Here is a 20,438-nt window from a genome sequence, read left to right as displayed (position 1 = left end):
CCGGGTGAAATTCAGACGTTGAGGGGAAGCCGCGCACGAAAACGACCAAATCTATGCAAAGCGCCGGACAATTGCAACCGCGTTTAGCAAAATCACGGTTTTTCTTGCCCTTCATCAACCACCGGCAAACGGATCATAAAGATCAGCAGGCAGCCGAGGATGACCAGCAGCAGCAGGCGTACCCAAAGGATCTTGACCATCCACAGCGAAAACGCAAATGTCACAAGAATAAACAGGATCGCCCTGCCCTTCGCCCCTGGCGGCATTGCCCGGTGCTGCTGCCAGTGACGCAGATAGCGTCCGAAGATGGAACGATGCAGCAGCCAGTGGTGAAAGCGCGGCGACGAACGGGCAAAACACCAGGCAGCCAGCAAGAGAAAGGGCGTCGTGGGCAGTAGCGGCAGCACCACGCCCAGTGTGGCCAGCACCACGGCAATCCAGCCTAAAACAATAAGTATGTAACGTTGCATGGCTCGCCCGGTAAAATGCCTCAGAATCAGGGTATCATAGCGCGCATTTCTGCCCGGGAGAACAAGATGAAAAGCGCAGGTTTATTGCAACAACTCGATATCCAGCTGGAACAGCTTGCGCAGGCCGTGGAGCCCCATGCCAACAAGCGAACCGCACAGGCGCGCTTCGACAGGCAGCTGTTTCATTGCCATACCACCCGACTCGGTGATTACCTGCTGGAAGTGCGTCAGACATTTGAGCAGCTTAAGCAAAGCGTGAAGGATAATCGTACCGAGCGCGTGGCGTGGATGGCCGAGCGCGTGGTATTGCAAATGAGTGCGCTGCAGCGCGAGCTGGCGACGCAAAAGCTGCGCAACAATGAACCCCGCACCATGCCGGTGAAAGAAAATTTGTACGAAAAACTGGCCGAGCATCAGGATTTCGAACGGCGCTTACGCGCGATGATCGGCGACCGTGAGAGCCTGCTGTCAGCACAGGAGACCCTGGCTCAGCAGCAGCAATTGCAGAGAGAAATCGCCGCGCTTGAAGGCAGATTGCAGCGCTGTCTGCAGGCACTAAAACGGATTGAGCGCGGCATCGAAAATCGTGAGCGCCAGGGCTAGTCCCTGCTGCCCTTATGCCGGACGGAGGGGCTATACTCTTATCATCCCTTTTTTCAGTGGAGCAATGCGATGGGCCTGATCTCCTGGCTGGTTATCGGTTTAATGGTGGGCTTTGTCTTCCGCTATTTCTTCCCTGGCCGTCCGGGCGGTGGCGTGCCAACACTGGTGCTGGCCGCTGTGGGTGCGCTGATTGGCGGCTATATCAGTACCTATATCAATTACGGTACGCTGTCCACGCTTGATCCCCGCGCCCTGCTGATTGCACTGGCAGGTGCGCTGATAATGATCGCGGTAATCAAAATTTTACGAATCTGACCACGCATTGCGTGCTGGAAAAATACAGGAGCGTTTATGTCGCTGGAAACCGCGCCGGAAGAAGTGAAGCTTGCCGTCGACTTAATTATGCTGTTGGAAGAACATCAGATTGCACCAGAAACCGTGCTGGCGGCGCTGGCGATCGTACAGCGGGATTTCGAAAAGAAAGTGGAGACACCGTCCTGAGTGCGACGTTAAGACGGTTTACGCAGCGTCGGACAGAAAGCCAGCATCTCAATCAGGGTCGTCACCAGCTGTGGCGCATCAGCGGCCAGATCAAAGCTTTCTGGCATAAATAACCAGTTTTCCATGATGCCACTGATATAACCGCGCATCACAATAGCCGCGCGTCGCGTGTCCAGATTTTCGGGGAGTTGTTTTGCATCAATACACTGAGCCAGCACTTCTTCTATCTTTTCGTAACATTCGAGATAGAGATTTTGTTGCATCAGCTGTAAGGTGGTCATTTCACCAACAAACTCACATTTGTGGTAAATAATTTCCATAAGTGCACGTCTTCTTGGATCCCTGGCTGTCGCGTCAAGGACATACAGCACCATAGCACGCATCACAGAAAGTGGATCAGAAGGATATTTTGATTGATACTCAAGCTCCAGGTCCGCCATTCCGGATTCGGACTGCGCCCAAATTTCATTGAGTAAATCGGTTTTATTTTTGAAATGCCAGTAGATTGCACCCCGCGTCACGCCAGCACTTGAGGCAATATCAGCCAGTGACGTTTTAGAAACGCCATATTCAGAAAATCGCTCGATAGCTGCATCGATGATGTGATTGCGCGTTGCCTGCGCCTGTTGTTTGGTATTTCGTGCCATGAGGGTGTTATTTACAAAGGGTTAGACTTACATACATTTCCGAATGTATGTACCATAGCACGACCATAATTTAAACGCAGCAATGGGTTTATGGGTTTGTGATCCATTGAACAATCGATATCGGACACTCGAGGTTTATTTATGAACAAAAACAGAGGGTTAACGCCTCTGGCGGCCGTTCTGATGCTTTCAGGAAGCTTAGTGCTAGCGGGATGTGACAACAAAGATTCGCAGCAGGCCGGGCAGCAACAGGCACCTGAAGTGGGCATCAAAACGTTGAAAAGCGCCCCACTTAAAATTACTACCGACCTGCCAGGTCGTACCTCATCGTTCCGAATTGCAGAAGTTCGCCCACAGGTCTCAGGCATTATTCTGAAACGCAACTTTGTTGAAGGAAGTGATATTAAGGCGGGCGAATCCTTGTATCAGATCGACCCGGCGACCTATCAGGCATCCTATAACAGTGCGAAAGGTGATCTGGCGCAGGCACAGGCGAATGCGCAAATCGCTGCATTAACCGTTAAGCGCTACAAGCCCCTGCTGGGCACCAAGTACATCAGCCAGCAGGATTATGACACCGCCATGTCTACCCAGGGTCAGACCGCGGCAGCCGTCCAGGTTGCTCAGGCCGCAGTAGAAACGGCACGCATCAACCTCGCCTATACCCGCGTGACCTCGCCTATCAGCGGACGCATTGGTAAATCCTCGGTGACGGAAGGCGCGTTAGTGGCCAGTGGGCAAACCACTGCCCTGGCAACCGTACAGCAACTGGACCCGATCTACGTCGATGTGACTCAGTCCAGCGAAGACTTTATGCGCCTGCGTAATGAGCTGAATGCCGGCAAGCTTCAGCAAACTGACGGTAAAGCACAAGTTAAGCTCCTGATGCAGAATGGTAGCGAATACGCCCAGAGCGGAACATTAGAACTCTCTGATGTCACCGTGGATGAAACCACGGGTTCCATCACACTGCGTGCCGTGTTCCCTAACCCGGACCACAGCCTCCTGCCTGGCATGTTCGTGCGTGCCCGACTCGATGAAGGTACCAATCCGAATGCACTGCTGGTTCCTCAGCAGGGTGTCACCCGTACGCCAACCGGTCAGGCGACCGCTATGGTCGTGGGTGCGGATAACAAGGTTGAAGTCCGCACGCTGAAAGCCGATCAGGCATTCGGTGATAAGTGGCTGGTAACGGAAGGTCTTAAAGATGGCGACCGTGTGATTGTGACCGGTCTGCAACGCGTGAAACCTGGTGCAGCGGTAACGCCTCAGGAAGTCAGCGATGACAGCGCCAAAGCAGGTACCGAGTCTCAGGCGAAGTCTGAACAACCGAAGTCTTAACAGGAGCCACTGAGACATGGCTAAGTTTTTTATCGATCGCCCCATCTTTGCCTGGGTAATCGCCATCATCATTATGTTGGCGGGTGCGCTGTCGATTCTTAAACTGCCGATCGAGCAATATCCTAACGTTGCTCCAACGGCCATTGAGATCACAGCAACCTACCCAGGTGCTGATGCGAAAACGCTGCAGGACTCCGTCACGCAGGTTATCGAACAAAATATGAACGGCATCGACGGCCTGATGTACATGGGTTCAAGCAGCGACTCCTCCGGGACGCTGCAGCTGACTCTGACATTTGAGTCGGGTACGGATGCTGACATCGCCCAGGTGCAGGTGCAGAACAAACTGCAACTGGCGATGCCGCTGCTGCCTCAGGAAGTGCAACAACAGGGGATTAAAGTTCAAAAATCCTCCAGTAGCTTCCTGATGGTCGCCGGCTTCATTAATGACAACGGCACCATGACGCAGAACGATCTCTCCGACTATGTCGGGTCGAACATTAAAGACCCTATCAGTCGAGTATCCGGCGTCGGTGACACCCAGCTGTTCGGTGCGCAGTACGCCATGCGTATCTGGATGGATCCTCATAAGCTTAACAACTACTCGCTGACGCCTGTTGATGTTATCAGCGCCATTAATACTCAGAACGCCCAGGTTGCAGCGGGTCAGCTCGGTGGCTCACCACCGGTGCAGGGCCAACAGCTTAATGCCTCGATTATTGCGCAGACTCGTCTGACCTCGGCTGAGGAGTTCGGCAAGATCCTGCTGAAGGTTAACAGCGATGGGTCACGCGTTCGTTTGAGCGACGTGGCACATATTGAGCTGGGCGGTGAAAACTACGAGATCATCGCCCGTTATAACGGACAACCGGCCTCCGGTCTGGGGATCAAACTGGCTACCGGCGCTAACGCGCTGGACACGGCGGCCGCAGTAAAAGCTGAATTAACCAAGCTGCAACCATTCTTCCCTTCCGGGATGAAAGTGGTTTATCCGTATGACACCACACCATTCGTTAAAATTTCCATTAACGAAGTGGTGAAAACGCTGGTGGAAGCCATCGTACTGGTATTCCTGGTGATGTATCTGTTCCTGCAAAACTTCCGCGCAACGCTGATCCCGACGATTGCCGTTCCGGTGGTATTGCTGGGGACCTTTGCTATTATCAGCGCCTTCGGGTATTCGATAAACACGCTGACGATGTTCGGGATGGTGCTGGCCATCGGCCTGTTGGTGGATGACGCCATCGTGGTAGTGGAAAACGTCGAGCGTGTGATGGCCGAAGAGGGCCTGCCGCCGAAGGAAGCCACCCGTAAATCGATGGATCAGATTCAGGGCGCCCTGGTGGGGATTGCTCTGGTTCTGTCGGCAGTATTTATTCCGATGGCCTTCTTCGGGGGTTCAACCGGCGTTATCTATCGTCAGTTCTCGATTACCATTGTCTCGGCAATGGTGCTGTCAGTGGTGGTTGCGTTGATCCTGACCCCGGCACTGTGTGCCACGATGCTGAAACCGATTGCGAAAGGCGATCACGGTAAAACAACCGGTTTCTTTGGCTGGTTCAACCGCCTGTTTGACAAGAGCACCAATCACTACACCGACAGCGTAGGCCACATCGTGCGCAGTACGGGTCGTTACCTGGTGATTTACCTGCTGATTGTCGTGGGCATGGCCTTCCTGTTCCTGCGCCTGCCGACCTCCTTCCTGCCGGAAGAAGATCAGGGTGTGTTCCTGACCATGGCCCAGCTTCCTGCCGGTGCCACTCAGGAACGTACTCAAAAGGTGCTGGATCAGGTGACCGATTACTATCTGACAAAAGAAAAAGCCACTGTGAACTCCGTGTTTACAGTTAACGGCTTTGGTTTTGCCGGTCGTGGTCAGAACACCGGTCTTGCCTTCGTCAGCCTGAAGCCGTGGGATGAACGTCCGGGTGCGGATAATAAGGTTCCGGCAATTGCCGGGCGGGCAATGGGTGCACTGTCAGCGATTAAAGATGCGATGGTCATCCCGTTCAACCTGCCAGCGATTGTCGAACTGGGTCAGGCTACCGGCTTCGACTTCCAGCTGATCGATCAGGGTGGCCTTGGCCATGAACAACTGACTGCCGCGCGTAACCAGCTGCTGGGTATGATTGCTCAACATCCGGACGTGCTGGTCGGTGTTCGCCCTAACGGTCTGGAAGATACTCCTCAGTTTAAACTGAATATCGATCAGGAAAAAGCGCAGGCGCTGGGGGTATCGCTGTCTGATATCAACACCACGCTGGCAGCGGCCTGGGGCGGCTCCTACGTCAATGACTTCATTGACCGTGGCCGTGTGAAGAAAGTGTACGTGATGGGTGATGCACCTTACCGTATGCTGCCTGGCGATATCGGTAACTGGTATGTGCGCTCTTCCAGTGGCGAGATGGTCTCTTTTGATGCCTTCGCGTCTGCCAACTGGGTGTACGGTTCGCCACGTCTGGAACGTTATAACGGCCTGCCGTCAATGGAGCTGTTAGGACAACCGGCTCCGGGTAAAAGCTCCGGTGAAGCGATGGATCTGATGCAGGATCTGGCCTCGAAGCTACCTACCGGTATTGGTTATGACTGGACGGGGATGTCGTATCAGGAACGTTTGTCGGGTAATCAGGCTCCGGCACTGTATGCCATCTCGCTGATTGTCGTGTTCCTGTGTCTGGCTGCACTGTACGAAAGCTGGTCGATTCCGTTCTCGGTTATGCTGGTGGTTCCGTTGGGTGTGGTCGGTGCGCTGATCTTCACCACCCTGCGCGGACTGAGCAATGACGTTTACTTCGTCGTGGGACTGCTGACAACCATAGGGTTATCCGCGAAGAACGCCATCCTGATCGTCGAGTTTGCTAAAGACCTGATGGAAAAAGAAGGGAAAGGACTGGTTGAGGCTACCCTGGATGCGGTACGTATGCGTTTACGTCCGATTCTGATGACCTCTCTGGCCTTTATCCTCGGTGTTCTGCCGCTGGCAATCAGTAGCGGTGCCGGTTCCGGTGCTCAGAACGCCGTCGGTACTGGCGTCATGGGCGGTATGGTGACGGCAACCGTACTGGCTATCTTCTTTGTTCCTGTGTTCTTTGTGGTGGTACGCCGCCGCTTCAGTAAGAACAAAGAGGAGCTGGAACACAGCCATCCTGTTGATACCCATCATCACTGATCAACGCTGAGTTGATGTGATTAAGAGGCCACCTTCGGGTGGCCTCTTTTTTTTTGCTTATTTGCCTTCCTCCTCCCCCTTCTGAAGTTGCAATTTAACAATCAGCAGCGCATACTAATGTTATAATATAACATTACACTTGAGGCCAATAATGAAACAGGGCATTCATCCTGCATACCGCCAGGTAGTTTTCCATGACACCACGGCTGATGCTTACTTTGTGGTGGGTTCCACCATCAAAACTGACCGCACGATTGAACATGAAGGTAAACAGATGCCGTATGTCCTGCTGGACGTCTCTTCTGCATCACATGTTTATTACACCGGTAAACAGAAAGAATTTGCTAAAGAAGGCAGCGCCGCACGCTTCAGCCAGCGCTTCGGCGGTTTTCTTGGCGCGATGAAAAAGTAAGGAGTCATCATGCAGGTATTAAGCTCACTGGCTTCGGCCAAAAAACGCCACAAAGATTGTAAGATCGTTCGCCGCCATGGCCGCGTCTTTGTTATTTGTAAAAGTAACCCCCGCTTTAAAGCCGTACAGGGCACGGGGGGGAAAAAACGCTGATCGCCCCCGCAGGTGGTGACTGTAAAAGGGATAGCACAAGCTATCCCTTTTTTTGCCTTTTTTCTGCTACATCCCCCTCACCGTTATCAATCCTTAATACTTCCAGAGCGTTAGTGAAAACCATATTACGTCAACCCTTACTTCGCTGCGGCTACCGGCATTTTAAGCCAAGATAAAAACATCAAAATCAGTAGCTTAAAAAGCAAATAAAGAGTCAGGCATTAGTAATGTTACGGGTAATACTTTAATAGGGACATCAAATGAAACGTTCAACATTCGCTCTATTATGCACATGTGCGATCTATTCTGTTGCAGGCCATGCCACGCCCATCCAGCTTTCGGCGTACAGCAACCTGCCGAAAGACACCGAAGTGAATGGCTTTCACGGTACGCTGTTTTATAGCGATACGGGTACCGTCAGCGGTTTGGATCTGCCTGTTCTCGGTTATGATCAGCTCGATCAGCTCAACGGTTTGCAGCTTGGCGTGATAGCGGGCTCTCGTATCCGGCATGGCATGAATGGTGCCGCAATCAGCCTGTTTAACTGGCACGGCGGTGAAGACAATGGTTTCAACCTGGGTGTCGTTAACCGTGTCGGCGATCTGTACGGTGCGAGCCTGGGAATTTACAGCGAGGCGAAAAGTATTAACGGGGTAAACCTCGGGGTGTTTACTGCCACGGGCGACGTGAACGGTGTCAATCTTGGCGCCATTGCTAATGACACGACCGGACAGGTGAATGGCGTTAATGTAGCCCCCTTTAACTGGACTCAGCAGGATACGGCAGGGGTGAATGTCAGCATCCTGAACCACTCCGGGAATGTGAACGGCGTCAATGTTGGCGCGCTGGGCAACTGGAGTGAAGGTGATATCAACGGTCTCAATCTTGGCCTCGTCAACGTTTCCGGCAGTATTACTGGGGCAAATTTAGCCCCCTTTAACTATTCGGGAGACATTACGGGGGCCAACGTCGGACTGGTGAGCATGGCGCATAATGTGACAGGGATGAACCTGGGCGCGGTCAATATTTCCCGCGATGTGGAAGGCGCTAATCTGGGCGTGGTCAACGTCTCTCATCACGTTAACGGGCTTAATTTCGGTGCGGTTAATTTTTCCGCCGGAGAAAGCAGCACTGATATTGGCGCCTTTAACTATGCCGATACCACCTCCTTTCAGTTTGGTCTGATTAACGCGACTCAACACCTTGAGGGACTGCAAATTGGGGTCATCAATATCGCCGCCAACGCCGCCGTTCCGGTTCTGCCACTGGTGAACTATCACCGTACCTTCTGATTTTTAGCCCCCCCGGCTCAGGGGGCTGTCAGTAAAATCCTTACTTCATACTGCTGACCATCGCATTCACATTATGTTTAAAGGCGTTGATATAACTGTCAGCCGCTCCCCCACGGGCTGTTAAGGCTTCCGGATAAAGCTCCCCACCGGAGGTTGCCCCACCGGAGGCAGCAATTTGTTGAACCAGTCGCGGATCAGTCTGATTTTCAATAAAGTACGCATGGATTTTCTCATGCTTTAGCTGCCTGATCAGTGCAGCGACATCAGAGGCACTGGCCTCAGACTCCGTTGAAAAACCTACCGGTGACAGGAATTTCACACCGTACCGATGTCCAAAGTAGCCAAAAGCATCGTGACTGGTCAGCACTTTCCGTTTTTCCACCGGTATCACACTGAACGCCTTTTGCGCCCAGCCATCCAACTGCTTCAGCTGTGCAATATACGCATTTCCGTGCTGACGGAAGTAATCTGCATCCTGCGGATCGGCGGCAATCAGTGCATTCATCACGTTAGTGGCATAAGTCACACCGTTCTGCATACTGTTCCAGGCATGGGGATCGGTGATGGTCTTGCCATCTTCTTCCATGGTGCGGGTATTAATGCCGCTGGAAGCCACAACCGTCTGCCCTTTATAGCCGGATGCCGAAATCAGACGGTCCATCCACCCTTCCATACCCAGTCCACTGACAAAAACAAGATCAGCCTTTGCGAGCGCCTGACTGTCTTTCGGTGTGGGTTCGAAGCTATGCGGATCGCCGTTTGGCCCCACCAGACTTTTTACCACCACATGCTCACCGCCGACATTCTTTACGATATCAGCCAGCACGGTAAAGCTGGCTACCGCTTCCACGGTCTTTGCCATCGCTAACGGGGTGGCCATTACTGCTGACACTGCCAGCACTAAAGGTAATTTTTTCATTTTGACTCCTTTGCCATAGACAATGTTTTGCGTCCGGCAAAAATGCCGCCGCAAGGCCCGATTAAAATAGAAATAAAAAACAAAATTGCAGCACTGAGCACCACAGCGGGCCCGGCAGGTAATGAGAGATAAAAAGAGGCATAGAGACCACTGAAGCTGGCGATAGTCGCCAGAATCATTGCGGCGGCCAGCGTGCCGGAAAGATGGCGACTCCAGAAGCGCGCACTGGCGGCCGGTAGCATCATCAGGCCGACACTCATCAGCGTGCCGAGCACCTGAAACCCGGCGACCAGATTCACCACCACCAGCACAAGAAAAATGCCGTGCACCAGCGGCGAGGTCCAGCGGTTCTGGGCGCGTAAAAAAGTTGGGTCGAAAGCATCGATCACCAGCGGTCGGTAGATAAGAGCTAAAATCAGCAAAGACACGCTGCTGATGGTACTGACCAGCACAATAGAGGGAGTATCGACCGCCAGAAGCGACCCAAACAGAACGTGCAGCAGATCAACGCTGGAACCGCGTAAGGAGACCAGAGTGACGCCCAGCGCCAGCGAGCCGAGATAGAAACCTGCAAAACTGGCATCCTCACGCAGTGGCGTATAGCGGCTTACCGCGCCCGACAACAGGGCGACCGTCAGTCCGGCAATTGCCCCACCAATACCCATCGCCACCAGCGAGAGCCCGGAAAGCAGATAACCTATAGCGGCACCGGGCAGCACGGCATGTGATAATGCGTCGCCGACCAGACTCATGCGGCGCAGCAGAAGAAAAACTCCCAGCGGTGTAGCACTGAGCGACAACGCCACGCAGGCGATCAGTGCACGGCGCATAAAACCGAACTCGATGAAAGGTTGTATCAGCATCATATCCGGCTCCCTGCATTGCGAACGAAATCCAGTCCGGTTACGCCGCTGTCGCGGCACGACCATTCACAATGCTGATCCTTCAGGCGCAATACCTGTGGGAAATGTTCCGCCACCGTCGCCATATCATGCAGAACGACAATCAATGTACATCCCGCACGATGGCGCTCTGCCAGCAGCGCCAGCAGCAACGCTGTGGTATCGCTGTCGACTCCAGTGAAGGGTTCATCAAGCAGCAGCAATCCGGCATCCTGAATCAGCAGACGGGCAAATAAAACGCGCTGTAGCTGACCGCCCGACAGGGTGCCGGGTGCGGCATTGACAAAAGGCAACATGTTGACGCGTTCCAGCGCGACCAGAGCCTCCTCCCTCTGCGGCCTGGAAATGCCGCGAAACCAGCCACAGCGACGCCAGAATCCCATCGCGACCAGATCAAACACCGTGAGTGGAAAGCTCTTTTCAAGTTCGGAATGCTGTGGCAGCCAGGCCACGGTCGGACGCGGTAGGGAATAACGAAAGGAGCCACTGATGGCTGGAAGCATTCCACACAACGTTTTCAGCAGTGTTGACTTACCGCATCCATTGGCCCCCACTAATGCCGTCATGCTGCCGTGGCTAAATGTTCCTGACAGCGGGGGGGTTACAGCACGATGCTGGTAGCCTACCACCAGTTGATTCAACAGGATCATCAGCTCGCCGCCCACCACGTCAGCATAACCAGCATCATTACCAGAATGGCCGTGAGCACCACGCGCAGCCATGCCGGGCAGGTTATAAGCGTACCGAAACGTAAAAAAATGGGGGATGTGTTCATAAAAAACCAGATAAAATGTTATAACATAACAATTAAAATATCGTAAAAAGCGCCTCATCGGCACAGTAAAAATGTATCCAGGTATTTCACGGTACGTGAGGTTAGTCGCCCGTTTTTATATAAATAAAATTCAACAAGCCGTAAAGGCTGTGACAAAAGGCGCATTTCAGGTGAAAATAATCAACTGACAAATCATCACCATAGGCTACACTGGATTAAGCAGATGCTTTTATTAACAGTCAGAAACAATAGCCCTGATTAGTAAAAATTAACTCTGTGAGGAAAAAATGCGCAAAACGATAACGTTAAAATATCGTCAAACTCCTCCTGACCCACTAGAATTAATGGGTGTGAAACAACAGATAATTCCCAAAATAGAAGATAATTCTGTAGGTGCTCTGGAATGGTATTCACAGAATGCGCGATATGTTCCCGACGACGACAGAATTATTTCCCTGGAACATTTGCAGCAATCGCGTTATAAACTTAACTATCGTTTTCGCTGGAAGCCGTTCAATGCCTGTCTGGATATAGACGCCTTTGAAACGTCTAACCATTCAGTCAATTTTAGCTATCACCCAGGAGCTCCGGCGTTTGATTTTGCTGATAACCATCGCCATGAAATGTCAGATGAATTGTAATATTGAGTCAGGCATTTAACGCCTAATTAAATTAAGTTATATTTTGTATATACTATTCATAGTTGAGATGTATTTATCACTTCCTGGCACACCCTGTTTAAAAGTGCAGTCATATGGCACGTTTCGCAAGCTATGGAGGGGAAAAAGATGGACGAATACTCACCGAGAAGGCATGATATTGCACAGCTTAAATTCTTATGCGAGAACCTGTACGATGAAAGCCTGGCGACATTAGGTGACAGCCATCATGGCTGGGTTAACGATCCTACTTCTGTTGCTAATCTTCAGCTTAATGATCTTATCGAGCATATTGCAGCCTTTACTATGAATTACAAAATTAAGCACATTGAGGATGTTGACCTGATAAGCCAGGTTGATGAATACCTTGATGACACTTTCACATTGTTCAGTAATTATGGCATTAATGTTCAGGACTTACAGCGATGGCAGAAATGTGCAAAGCGGCTGTTCAACATTTTTGCAGAAGAGTGTTCAACGGCACGTACACAGGCCAGTCATTCCTTTTAGTAACCCATTACTCTTTCTACGGTTTAATAATGACAGACAAACTTTTAACGAAAACTGATTATCTTATGCGCCTGAGACGCTGTCGTTCAATCGACACGCTTGAGCGTGTAATCGAAAAAAACAAATACGAATTATCTGATGACGAACTGGCTGTATTCTATTCGGCTGCGGATCATCGCCTGGCTGAGCTGACAATGAATAAGCTCTATGACAAAGTGCCTGTGGCAGTATGGAAATTTGTTCGTTAAGCGTGTGACAACTGAAGCTGGAGGAAGTGGAGAGAGGCTGGGGGCAGAATTGGGTGGGGGCCCTGCCAGCTACATCCCGGCACACGCGTCATCTGTTACGGCTGCTTCCTTCCGGATCTGACCGAGTTCACAAATTAGCATTGCGGGAGAACCAACCGGGCCCCCATTGAGTGCCCTGGATAACCAGAGCGCAGGCATTATCAATGATGCCCTTGCCAATTGCAAGCCACCCCCTCATGACCGTTGGTTTCTTGCACGATTAGCCGCATATTTCTTTCGGCAGAGATAATCATGACCTTCGAAAACGATAGCTTTCAGCAACGCATCTATCAGATTGTCGCCGCGATCCCTCCTGGTTCCGTTGCCACCTACGGTGACATTGCCCATATGGCAGGTTCCCCACGCGCGGCCCGTCAGGTAGGTGGCGTGTTAAAACGCCTTCCAGCGGGCAGTAAGCTGCCATGGCATCGCGTCATTAACCGGAAAGGGGCGATCTCATTAGCGGGTGACGATCTCAGCAGACAGCGCAACGCACTGTTGAAGGAAGGGATCGCAGTGTCAGCGGAAGGCAATATCGATCTTAAGCGCTACCGCTGGCAGCCTTAAAAACGCCCCTTCCGGGGCGCTGTATCTTTTACAGAGACGTCGGCGCCGGAACGGCTGAAGACGGAGTCACCTGCGTCGGTGACGTGGAGGGTAACGTGGTCGCTGCACCGTTCTGCGTTGGCATAGCCATAGAAGGCACAGGCACCAGCGTCAGATCCTGTTCCGTCCCGCCCGTGGTCACAACCTGCTTAACGGTGTCGGTAATGAACAGCATTTTACCGTCAACAGTCACCGCTGCGCTTAACAGAATACGGGCTCCGGGTTGGACATCTGCCGGGTTGAAAGGCAGGGTAAATTTGAACGGAGCCTGCTTGCCTTCGGTACGCACGGCACGCTGCGACAGCACTTTAGACGGTGCATCTGCCAGAGAGGCATCAGACAGGGTCACGGTCAGCACGGCATCCGGTGGCAGGGCCACTTTCTGACGGATCCAGACTGTCCCGCTCACGTTAGGCTGCTTAATCACCGCCTGCTGCCCGTTCACCTGGGAACCCAGGGTTGGCGTCGGCACATCTTTGCTTTTATCAGCACAGCCTGAAATGGCTACAGCCAGCGCCGCACTACTTAATACATGCCAGTATTTCATTGATAGTTCTCCTTCCAATCAACGCTTACGGCCATCACTACGCCGCAAAAAAGACAGTTCTCTACTGCCTGGGTAGCTTTAATTCTGGCACACGTTCCTGATTTTTTCCTGCAACCCCCTGATAATCTGCTTTTGCCCCCCTCCCCCACAGATCGCATAAACAGACGTTGACGCTAACTGGTCGGATCTCGCAAACTGGAAAAGGAAAAATTATTGAGGAACCGCATATGGGCCAGGCGCTGCAAAATTTGTTAAATCTGCTGGATTTGGAAACGCTGGAAGAAGGCCTGTTTCGAGGGCAAAGTGAAGATCTGGGCCTGCGCCAGGTCTTTGGCGGACAGGTGGTTGGACAGGCACTGTATGCAGCGAAACAGACGGTACCGCAGGCACGTATTATTCACTCCTTCCACAGCTACTTCCTGCGTCCTGGCGACAGTCAGAAAGCCATTATTTATGATGTTGAAAACCTGCGTGATGGCCAGAGCTTTAGCGCCCGACGGGTCAAAGCCGTACAGAACGGCAAACCTATTTTCTATATGACCGCCTCCTTCCAGGGGCCTGAAAGCGGCTTCGAACATCAAAAACAGATGCCTGATGTCCCGGGGCCGGACAATCTGCCCAACGAGACGGAGATTGCCCGCCAGCTGGCACACTACATTCCGGAGAAGGCACGCGATAAATTTCTTTCTGAAAAACCCTTTGAGATCCGCCCGGTTGAGTTTCATAACCCGTTAAAAGGCCACGTCAGCGAACCGGCGCGCTATACCTGGCTACGGGCGAACGGCACCATGCCGGAAGATAAACGCATTCATCAGTATTTGCTGGGCTATGCTTCAGACTTTAACTTTTTGCCTGTCTCACTGCAGCCGCATGGGAAAGGCTTCCTGGAGCCGGGAATGCAGGTGGCGACGATTGACCACTCCATGTGGTTCCATCGCCCTTTCGACCTGAACGAATGGCTGCTGTACAGCGTAGAGAGCACCTCTGCCTCCAGTGCGCGTGGCTTTGTACGCGGTGAGTTCTGGAATCAGCAGGGCGTCCTCGTCGCCTCTACCGTGCAGGAAGGTGTGATCCGCCAGCGATCTTAACCGGCTCCATAAAAAAAGCGGGCCTGATGGCCCGCTGTTTCTTCGGCTTGCTGCGCACCGCCTTTTCAGGCTGACAGCCGCTTACTGGTTGTAAGCATTCTCGCCGTGGCTGTTGACGTCCAGCCCTTCACGTTCGTGCTCTTCCGGCACACGCAGACCAACAATCATATCCGCCACTTTAAAGCCGACGAACGCCACCACCGCCGTCCAGACAATCGTCAGGCCCACGCTGAACAGCTGTACCCAGACCTGATGTCCCATGGTCACGCCTTCTGCGTAGCCTACGCCGCCCAGAGAAGAAGAGGCGAAGATCCCGGTCAGGATGCAGCCAACAATACCGCAGACGCCGTGAACACCGAAGACATCGCAGGGATCGTCAACACGCAGCCATTTTTTCAGAATGGTGACGCCCCAGAGACCGGCGAGCCCCCCGGCCAGACCAATAATCAGTGCTCCGCCTACGCCCACATAGCCACAGGCTGGCGTGATGGCGACCAGACCGGCAATCACACCCGAGCTGACGCCCAGCAGAGAAGGCTTACCGCGCAAGGCCCACTCACCGAAGGTCCAGCTTAACATCGCTCCCGCTGTCGCAATCACGGTGTTGAGGAATGCCAGGCCGGCAATTTCGTTAGCTGCACTGGCTGAACCCGCGTTAAAGCCGAACCAGCCAAAGTAGAGAATAGCTGTACCGGTAAATACCATCGGCAGGTTGTGAGGTTTGAACGCCTCTTTACCAAAACCGGCTCGTTTACCGACCAGGTAAGCGCCGACCAGACCCGCCACCGCCGCATTGATGTGTACAACCGTACCGCCCGCAAAGTCCAGCGCGCCGTCCTGAGCGAGGAAACCACCTGCCCATACCATGTGCGCAATCGGCAGGTAGGCAAAGGTCAGCCAGATGACGACAAAAATCAGCAAGGCAGAGAAGCGAATACGTTCAGCGATAGCCCCCACAATCAGCCCCACGGTGATGCAGGCGAAGGAGGCCTGGAAGGCAACGTGAATGTACTGGTAGTAAGACCCCATCACGGCGGTCGGTGAGATATTTTTCAACATCGCCCAGTTAAAGTTACCGAAGAACGCATTCCCTTCGCTGAACGCCAGTGAGTAGCCGTAGACCATCCACAGCACACAGACCATGGCGAAGGTCATTGCCACCTGAGTCAGCATCGACAGCACGTTTTTAGCGCGGATCAAGCCGCCGTAAAACAGGGCAATGCCGGGGATTGTCATAAACAGCACCAGCGCGGTGCAGATCATCATAAAGGCATTATCGGCTTTATCAGCAACTGCAGGCGCAGCGGCCATTGCCAGCGACGGTAAAAAAGCAGCACCGGCGAGGCCAAACTTAGCGATTTTTTTCATTTTGTCCCATCCCATCATAATTCTGAGCCCCGAATTACAGTGCTGCTTCGTCAGTTTCGCCGGTGCGAATACGAATGACCCGTTGCAGTTCTGCAACAAAGATCTTCCCGTCACCAATCTTGCCTGTGTAGGCCGCTTTGCTAATCACATCGACCACTTCATCAAGCTGGTCGTCTGCAATCGCGATATCAATTTTTACTTTTGGCAGGAAGTTCACGCTGTATTCAGCACCGCGATACAGTTCTGCATGACCTTTCTGGCGGCCGAAGCCTTTGACTTCAGTGACCGTAAGACCCTGAATGCCGATTGACGACAGTGCTTCACGCACGTCTTCCAGTTTGAACGGTTTGATTACCACGGTAACCAGCTTCATACGATCCCCTCCAGTAAAAAAATAGGTTGTTTCACCGACACGAAATGATTAAAGCAAACGCTGTGCCAGAGTTGAAAAATCTGCATTTTTCAGACGATTAGTCAGTCCTGGTCTGAGCCGTAGCTGAGACACAGATCACACAGAAAAGGGAGGCACAATGAGGAGTATAGAAAAAACGCACCAGAAAGGTGCGCTGTGCGTTAAGTCAGTGCATTTGGGGGATGATCGCGGGTTTGATCGCCTGTATTTGGTGCAGCGCAGCGGTAAGCTTTCAGCCGTTTTCAGCGGCCGCCAGCTCCTCACCCGCTAACTGCAACTGATACATCTGCCAGTAGCGCCCCTGGGCGGCCAGTAGCGCCTGATGGCTGCCGCGCTCCACTGCCTGCCCACGATGCAGCACCAGAATGGTATCTGCCTCGGTGATGGTGGAGAGCCGGTGCGCAATCACCACCAGCGTCGTTCGCTCGCGTATCGCCCGCAGCGCTTTCTGAATGGCCTGCTCAGTACCGGAATCAATATTAGCGGTGGCTTCATCCAGGATAAGGATTTGCGGCGATGCCACCAGCACCCGCGCCATCGCCAGCAGTTGCTTCTGCCCGACAGAGAGGGTGTTCCCCTGCTCTCCCAGCCGGGTATGGATCCCCTCCGGCAGTTCACGCGCCAGAGAGGCCAGTTGCACCGTTTCCAGCGCCTGCCATACAGCGTCCTCACCAATATCGCGCCCCAGGGTCACGTTAGCAAAGAAGGTGTCAGCCAGCACGACGGGATCCTGCTGTACCATCGCCACGCTACCCCGCAGCGCCGCATGGCTGAGGGAAGCGAGCGGACGGCCGTCCAGCAGAATCTCCCCCTGACTGAGCGGATAATAGCCCATCAGCAGATTCGCCAGCGTACTTTTTCCGCTGCCGGTATGGCCGACCAGCGCCACAAAATGGCGCGAGGGCACCGACAGGTTGATATCGGTTAACACCGGACGACCGCTGCGGTAGGCAAAGGTCACATCACGGATCTCAATGCTGCCGCTGCGTAGCGGCTCACTGTCTTCACCATAGGGCTGACGCGGCGCGTCCATCAGTTCAAAAATACGCTCTCCCGCCACAACCGCCTGCTGTAACATCGACTGCTGGGTGGTCAGTTCGATCAGCGGCTCATTTAATCGCCCGAGGTAGTTAATAAAGGCATACAGGACGCCCACCTCAATCGTGCCGACGGAGGTAAAGCCAAACAGCATCATCAGGCCGCAGAGGATCATCGCTGAAAAAAGACTGAGCAGCGGCCGCAGCAGGAAGCCGTCCAGCCGCAGCGTCTGCATCCGCGCCAGATAGTGTGAACGGCTGGCCTCGCCCATCCTTTCGCCAAAGCGTGCCTGCTGGCGGAATTGCTGGATAACGCTCATCCCGTTGATCACTTCATTAAAGCCGTTGTTGATCTCGGCCAGATAGCTGCGGACGCGGCGCACAATTGGCGTGCTGTAACGCTGATAAATCAGCATCACCACCAGCACGGCCGGAAAAATAGTGATCGCCACCAGCGCCATACGCCAGTCAAGGCTGAACATCGCTACCAGCATTGCCCCGACCAGTGCCGCACTGCGCAGTACGGTGGCGACAACGGTGACATACAGGTCGCGCACGACCTCGGTATCATTCGTCACGCGAGAAATAATCTGCCCCACCGGCTGCGTATCAAACGCTCCCAGGGGCTGGCGCAGCGCCGCATCCATCACGTCAGTTCGCAGACGCTGAACCACGCCCACCGCCGCCTGATTAAACAGCAGTGCCTGAGCGTAGTGCAGCGCTGCCGCCAGCAATTGTAATAACAGGAAACTGACGACCAGGCCGGCAGCAAGCCCAACCGGCATGCGGTGTTTCGCCACCATGTTGTCGATAAAGTAGCTGACCAGCACCGGCCCCAGCACCTCGGCGGCGGCGGCCACCCACAGCATCAGTACCGCCAGGCTCAGGGATTTACGCCACGGCGCACCGTAGGACAGCAGCCGTTTGATCGTCGGCCACAGTTGGATGACATTAGCCATGCACAGCTCCCTGTTCTGTTTCATCATCGTCCAGTGCAGCTTCCAGCTGTTGATAACGGTACATATCGCGATACCAGCCCTGTTCTGCCGCCAGTTGCTCATGGTCGCCGCGCTGCGCCACCTGGCCGTGCTGCAGTACCAGGATCTCACTGGCTTCGGTGAGCGCAGAAAGGCGGTGGGCGCTGATGATCACCGTGCGCCCTTCCCCCCAGCTGCGCAGGTTATGCAGGATCTGATGCTCGGTGCGGCCATCCACAGCGGACAGTGCGTCGTCCAGCACCAGAATTTCCGCATCCAGCAGCAGGGCACGCGCAATGGAAATCCGCTGTTTCTGACCGCCGGACAGCATCACCCCCCGCTCTCCGACTTCCGTCTCATAGCCTTCAGGTAAACGCAAAATATCGTCATGGACAAAAGCGAGACGGGCGGCCTGTTCAATTTCACGTTGTGTCGCCCCCGGACGGCCCAGTGCAATATTACTGGCCACGCTGTCGGAGAAGAGGAAGGGGGTCTGACTGACCACGGCCAGACGGCTGCGCCAGCTGTCCAGACGTAGCTGTGGCAGCGGAATATCGTGATAACAAATGTCGCCCTGGTCGATATCAAAGTGGCGCTGGATAAGACTCAGCAAGGTACTTTTCCCCGCACCGGTCGGGCCACACAGTCCCAGCATCTGTCCCGGCTGAAGGCGAACGTGCAGATTGCGCAGCGCAGGCTGTTGCGCCCCCGGATAGCAGAACTCGCTGACCGAGATCGCCAGCACGCCCCGGCCTTCCGGCAGCACTTTATCGCCGTCAACGACGGCCGGCGCTTCCGCCAGCAGCGCCTTAATTCGGGTCCAGGCCGCGCTGCCGCGTTCAACAATGTTAAACATCCAGGCCAGCGCCAGCATCGGCCAGATCATCAGCCCAAGGTACATCACAAAACTGGTGAGCTGACCCAGGGTCATAGTACCGTGCCATACCATCCAGCTGCCGCCGCCGATAGCCAACAGATTCGACAGGCCGATAGCGATATAGATAGTAGGGTCAAAGCGCGCATCAACGCGGGCTACCCGCAGGTTTTTCTCTCCGGTATCTTTGGCAATGGCAGCAAACTGCCCGGACTGGTGGTCTTCCAGGCCAAACGCTTTGATCATACGAATACTGCTCAGGCTCTCCTGCGTCTGATCGTTCAGCGAGGAAAATGCCGCCTGGGCAAGCTTAAAGCGCTGATGGAGCTGGTCACCGTAGCGTTTGATCACCAGCGCCATTACCGGCATCGGCAACAGGGCCAGCAGCGTGAGCTGCCAGCTGATTTGCGTGCTCATCACAATCAGCACTGCCATGCCCATGACCAGCGAGTCGACCAGCGTCAGCACGCCTTCACCGGCGGCGAACACCACGCGGTCAACGTCATTGGTGGCCCGTGCAATCAGGTCGCCGGTCCGGTGGCGTAAATAGAATCCGGGATGCTGGCGACTGAGCTGACGGTAAAAATCTTCACGCAGCTCCACCGCCAGCTGATAGGAGGCACCAAACAGCAGCACGCGCCAGACATAGCGCAGCAGATAAACGACAATGGCCGTGGCCAGCATGACGCCAACCCACATCATCAGCTGAGCGTGAGTCATGCCGTCGCGGCTGACGCCGTCGACGATCCTGCCCACCACATGTGGTGGCAGGAGTTGCAGTATGGCAATCACGATTAACAGCAAAACCGCCCCAAGATAACGGCGCCATTCACGCAAAAAGTACCAGCTAAGTTGGCTAAAAAGTCGCACAAAAATATCCTGATTATCG

Annotated in this window: 23 protein-coding genes and 1 other RNA gene; 13 read left to right on the top strand and 11 right to left on the bottom strand. The window is 53.8% G+C overall.

Annotated elements, in window-relative coordinates:
• Nucleotides 1-92 precede the first annotated feature (92 nt).
• Complete coding sequence (locus EPE01S_RS11475) at nt 93-470, bottom strand: DUF454 family protein (RefSeq protein WP_062745023.1); 378 nt, start codon at nt 468-470, stop codon at nt 93-95.
• Between the two features lie 66 nt (nt 471-536).
• On the opposite strand from EPE01S_RS11475, the gene priC reads away from it, so the two are divergent.
• From priC to rsmS, 3 genes are all read left to right on the top strand, one after another.
• Nucleotides 537-1,073 carry a primosomal replication protein PriC gene (gene priC, locus EPE01S_RS11470; RefSeq protein WP_062745021.1) on the top strand — a complete coding sequence of 179 codons (537 nt, stop codon included), beginning with the start codon at nt 537-539 and terminating at the stop codon, nt 1,071-1,073.
• A gap of 69 nt (nt 1,074-1,142) precedes the next feature.
• Complete coding sequence (locus tag EPE01S_RS11465) at nt 1,143-1,388, top strand: GlsB/YeaQ/YmgE family stress response membrane protein (RefSeq protein ID WP_062745019.1); 246 nt, start codon at nt 1,143-1,145, stop codon at nt 1,386-1,388.
• Nucleotides 1,389-1,424: 36 nt separating this feature from the next.
• Nucleotides 1,425-1,574: a pleiotropic regulatory protein RsmS gene (gene rsmS / locus EPE01S_RS22890; protein ID WP_072277442.1), complete on the top strand. Its 150-nt coding sequence runs from the start codon at nt 1,425-1,427 to the stop codon at nt 1,572-1,574.
• 8 nt (nt 1,575-1,582) lie between these two features.
• Here the strand turns inward: rsmS and acrR are convergent, their stop codons facing one another.
• Nucleotides 1,583-2,221 (bottom strand): multidrug efflux transporter transcriptional repressor AcrR, encoded by a 639-nt coding sequence (gene acrR, locus EPE01S_RS11460; RefSeq protein WP_062745016.1) that lies wholly within the window; start codon nt 2,219-2,221, stop codon nt 1,583-1,585.
• A gap of 141 nt (nt 2,222-2,362) precedes the next feature.
• Between acrR and EPE01S_RS11455 the strand changes: the two genes are divergently transcribed.
• The 5 genes from EPE01S_RS11455 (at nt 2,363) to EPE01S_RS11435 (ending at nt 8,588) form a co-directional block, all read left to right on the top strand.
• Nucleotides 2,363-3,562: an efflux RND transporter periplasmic adaptor subunit gene (locus EPE01S_RS11455; protein ID WP_062745014.1), complete on the top strand. Its 1,200-nt coding sequence runs from the start codon at nt 2,363-2,365 to the stop codon at nt 3,560-3,562.
• 16 nt (nt 3,563-3,578) lie between these two features.
• Nucleotides 3,579-6,731: a multidrug efflux RND transporter permease subunit AcrB gene (gene acrB / locus EPE01S_RS11450; protein WP_062745012.1), complete on the top strand. Its 3,153-nt coding sequence runs from the start codon at nt 3,579-3,581 to the stop codon at nt 6,729-6,731.
• Between the two features lie 151 nt (nt 6,732-6,882).
• Entirely contained in the window at nt 6,883-7,143 is a 261-nt protein-coding gene (locus EPE01S_RS11445; protein WP_062745010.1) for a type B 50S ribosomal protein L31, read from the top strand.
• Between the two features lie 9 nt (nt 7,144-7,152).
• Nucleotides 7,153-7,296, top strand: a complete 144-nt coding sequence (gene ykgO / locus EPE01S_RS11440) for a type B 50S ribosomal protein L36 (protein WP_062745007.1) — start codon at nt 7,153-7,155, stop codon at nt 7,294-7,296.
• 260 nt (nt 7,297-7,556) lie between these two features.
• Complete coding sequence (locus tag EPE01S_RS11435; protein WP_062745004.1) at nt 7,557-8,588, top strand: hypothetical protein; 1,032 nt, start codon at nt 7,557-7,559, stop codon at nt 8,586-8,588.
• A 40-nt stretch (nt 8,589-8,628) separates the two neighbouring features.
• Here EPE01S_RS11435 and EPE01S_RS11430 read toward each other — a convergent pair whose 3' ends face one another.
• Genes EPE01S_RS11430 through EPE01S_RS11420 form a run of 3 tightly spaced genes read right to left on the bottom strand, consistent with a single transcriptional unit; the run spans nt 8,629 to nt 11,059 of the window.
• On the bottom strand, nt 8,629-9,507 hold the full coding sequence (locus tag EPE01S_RS11430; protein ID WP_062745002.1) for a metal ABC transporter substrate-binding protein: 879 nt from the start codon (nt 9,505-9,507) through the stop codon (nt 8,629-8,631).
• On the bottom strand, nt 9,504-10,373 hold the full coding sequence (locus tag EPE01S_RS11425) for a metal ABC transporter permease (RefSeq protein WP_062745000.1): 870 nt from the start codon (nt 10,371-10,373) through the stop codon (nt 9,504-9,506). Before EPE01S_RS11425 ends, EPE01S_RS11430 begins: the two co-directional genes overlap by 4 nt.
• The gene (locus EPE01S_RS11420) at nt 10,370-11,059 is read right to left on the bottom strand and encodes a metal ABC transporter ATP-binding protein (RefSeq protein ID WP_062745368.1); all 690 of its coding nucleotides are present in this window, start codon (nt 11,057-11,059) and stop codon (nt 10,370-10,372) included. The genes EPE01S_RS11425 and EPE01S_RS11420 overlap by 4 nt, the downstream gene beginning before the upstream one ends.
• Before the next feature lie 412 nt (nt 11,060-11,471).
• Here EPE01S_RS11420 and EPE01S_RS23625 point away from each other — a divergent pair, with 412 nt between their 5' ends.
• The 3 genes from EPE01S_RS23625 (at nt 11,472) to hha (ending at nt 12,601) form a co-directional block, all read left to right on the top strand.
• Complete coding sequence (locus EPE01S_RS23625) at nt 11,472-11,825, top strand: hypothetical protein (RefSeq protein WP_062744998.1); 354 nt, start codon at nt 11,472-11,474, stop codon at nt 11,823-11,825.
• Nucleotides 11,826-11,972: 147 nt separating this feature from the next.
• Nucleotides 11,973-12,353 (top strand): Hha toxicity modulator TomB, encoded by a 381-nt coding sequence (tomB, locus tag EPE01S_RS11410; RefSeq protein WP_062744996.1) that lies wholly within the window; start codon nt 11,973-11,975, stop codon nt 12,351-12,353.
• Between the two features lie 29 nt (nt 12,354-12,382).
• Nucleotides 12,383-12,601 (top strand): hemolysin expression-modulating protein Hha, encoded by a 219-nt coding sequence (gene hha, locus EPE01S_RS11405; RefSeq protein WP_004156337.1) that lies wholly within the window; start codon nt 12,383-12,385, stop codon nt 12,599-12,601.
• 60 nt (nt 12,602-12,661) lie between these two features.
• On the opposite strand, the gene ffs is transcribed toward hha, so the two are convergent.
• Nucleotides 12,662-12,758, bottom strand: an RNA gene (gene ffs / locus EPE01S_RS11400) — signal recognition particle sRNA small type.
• Between the two features lie 134 nt (nt 12,759-12,892).
• On the opposite strand from ffs, the gene EPE01S_RS11395 reads away from it, so the two are divergent.
• Nucleotides 12,893-13,207, top strand: coding sequence for an MGMT family protein (locus EPE01S_RS11395; protein ID WP_062744994.1), 315 nt, complete (start codon nt 12,893-12,895; stop codon nt 13,205-13,207).
• A 28-nt stretch (nt 13,208-13,235) separates the two neighbouring features.
• Here EPE01S_RS11395 and EPE01S_RS11390 read toward each other — a convergent pair whose 3' ends face one another.
• Nucleotides 13,236-13,793 (bottom strand): YbaY family lipoprotein, encoded by a 558-nt coding sequence (locus EPE01S_RS11390; protein ID WP_062744992.1) that lies wholly within the window; start codon nt 13,791-13,793, stop codon nt 13,236-13,238.
• 227 nt (nt 13,794-14,020) lie between these two features.
• Here EPE01S_RS11390 and tesB point away from each other — a divergent pair, with 227 nt between their 5' ends.
• On the top strand, nt 14,021-14,881 hold the full coding sequence (tesB, locus tag EPE01S_RS11385) for an acyl-CoA thioesterase II (RefSeq protein WP_062744990.1): 861 nt from the start codon (nt 14,021-14,023) through the stop codon (nt 14,879-14,881).
• A gap of 81 nt (nt 14,882-14,962) precedes the next feature.
• On the opposite strand, the gene amtB is transcribed toward tesB, so the two are convergent.
• The 4 genes from amtB to EPE01S_RS11365 all read right to left on the bottom strand — a co-directional run bounded on the left by amtB (nt 14,963) and on the right by EPE01S_RS11365 (nt 20,419).
• Nucleotides 14,963-16,264: an ammonium transporter AmtB gene (amtB, locus tag EPE01S_RS11380; RefSeq protein WP_062744988.1), complete on the bottom strand. Its 1,302-nt coding sequence runs from the start codon at nt 16,262-16,264 to the stop codon at nt 14,963-14,965.
• Between the two features lie 19 nt (nt 16,265-16,283).
• On the bottom strand, nt 16,284-16,622 hold the full coding sequence (gene glnK, locus EPE01S_RS11375) for a P-II family nitrogen regulator (protein WP_007886947.1): 339 nt from the start codon (nt 16,620-16,622) through the stop codon (nt 16,284-16,286).
• Between the two features lie 271 nt (nt 16,623-16,893).
• On the bottom strand, nt 16,894-18,657 hold the full coding sequence (locus EPE01S_RS11370) for a SmdB family multidrug efflux ABC transporter permease/ATP-binding protein (protein ID WP_062744986.1): 1,764 nt from the start codon (nt 18,655-18,657) through the stop codon (nt 16,894-16,896).
• Nucleotides 18,650-20,419, bottom strand: a complete 1,770-nt coding sequence (locus EPE01S_RS11365; protein WP_062744984.1) for a SmdA family multidrug ABC transporter permease/ATP-binding protein — start codon at nt 20,417-20,419, stop codon at nt 18,650-18,652. The genes EPE01S_RS11370 and EPE01S_RS11365 overlap by 8 nt, the downstream gene beginning before the upstream one ends.
• Between the last annotated feature and the right edge of the window lie 19 nt (nt 20,420-20,438).

The sequence above is a fragment of the Erwinia persicina NBRC 102418 genome (assembly GCF_001571305.1).
In the GTDB taxonomy this organism is placed as follows: Bacteria; Pseudomonadota; Gammaproteobacteria; order Enterobacterales; family Enterobacteriaceae; genus Erwinia; species Erwinia persicina.
The sequence above is the reverse complement of the archived record's forward strand: the minus strand, read 5'-3'. Positions and strand labels throughout refer to the sequence as shown.

Bases quoted from the DNA above. Each gene is read 5' to 3' on its own strand.
- EPE01S_RS11475 (WP_062745023.1), bottom strand. From the start codon at position 470: ATGCAACGTTACATACTTATTGTTTTAGGCTGGATTGCCGTGGTGCTG.
- priC (WP_062745021.1), top strand. From the start codon at position 537: ATGAAAAGCGCAGGTTTATTGCAACAACTCGATATCCAGCTGGAACAG.
- EPE01S_RS11465 (WP_062745019.1), top strand. From the start codon at position 1,143: ATGGGCCTGATCTCCTGGCTGGTTATCGGTTTAATGGTGGGCTTTGTC.
- rsmS (WP_072277442.1), top strand. From the start codon at position 1,425: ATGTCGCTGGAAACCGCGCCGGAAGAAGTGAAGCTTGCCGTCGACTTA.
- acrR (WP_062745016.1), bottom strand. From the start codon at position 2,221: ATGGCACGAAATACCAAACAACAGGCGCAGGCAACGCGCAATCACATC.
- EPE01S_RS11455 (WP_062745014.1), top strand. From the start codon at position 2,363: ATGAACAAAAACAGAGGGTTAACGCCTCTGGCGGCCGTTCTGATGCTT.
- acrB (WP_062745012.1), top strand. From the start codon at position 3,579: ATGGCTAAGTTTTTTATCGATCGCCCCATCTTTGCCTGGGTAATCGCC.
- EPE01S_RS11445 (WP_062745010.1), top strand. From the start codon at position 6,883: ATGAAACAGGGCATTCATCCTGCATACCGCCAGGTAGTTTTCCATGAC.
- ykgO (WP_062745007.1), top strand. From the start codon at position 7,153: ATGCAGGTATTAAGCTCACTGGCTTCGGCCAAAAAACGCCACAAAGAT.
- EPE01S_RS11435 (WP_062745004.1), top strand. From the start codon at position 7,557: ATGAAACGTTCAACATTCGCTCTATTATGCACATGTGCGATCTATTCT.
- EPE01S_RS11430 (WP_062745002.1), bottom strand. From the start codon at position 9,507: ATGAAAAAATTACCTTTAGTGCTGGCAGTGTCAGCAGTAATGGCCACC.
- EPE01S_RS11425 (WP_062745000.1), bottom strand. From the start codon at position 10,373: ATGATGCTGATACAACCTTTCATCGAGTTCGGTTTTATGCGCCGTGCA.
- EPE01S_RS11420 (WP_062745368.1), bottom strand. From the start codon at position 11,059: ATGATCCTGTTGAATCAACTGGTGGTAGGCTACCAGCATCGTGCTGTA.
- EPE01S_RS23625 (WP_062744998.1), top strand. From the start codon at position 11,472: ATGCGCAAAACGATAACGTTAAAATATCGTCAAACTCCTCCTGACCCA.
- tomB (WP_062744996.1), top strand. From the start codon at position 11,973: ATGGACGAATACTCACCGAGAAGGCATGATATTGCACAGCTTAAATTC.
- hha (WP_004156337.1), top strand. From the start codon at position 12,383: ATGACAGACAAACTTTTAACGAAAACTGATTATCTTATGCGCCTGAGA.
- EPE01S_RS11395 (WP_062744994.1), top strand. From the start codon at position 12,893: ATGACCTTCGAAAACGATAGCTTTCAGCAACGCATCTATCAGATTGTC.
- EPE01S_RS11390 (WP_062744992.1), bottom strand. From the start codon at position 13,793: ATGAAATACTGGCATGTATTAAGTAGTGCGGCGCTGGCTGTAGCCATT.
- tesB (WP_062744990.1), top strand. From the start codon at position 14,021: ATGGGCCAGGCGCTGCAAAATTTGTTAAATCTGCTGGATTTGGAAACG.
- amtB (WP_062744988.1), bottom strand. From the start codon at position 16,264: ATGGGATGGGACAAAATGAAAAAAATCGCTAAGTTTGGCCTCGCCGGT.
- glnK (WP_007886947.1), bottom strand. From the start codon at position 16,622: ATGAAGCTGGTTACCGTGGTAATCAAACCGTTCAAACTGGAAGACGTG.
- EPE01S_RS11370 (WP_062744986.1), bottom strand. From the start codon at position 18,657: ATGGCTAATGTCATCCAACTGTGGCCGACGATCAAACGGCTGCTGTCC.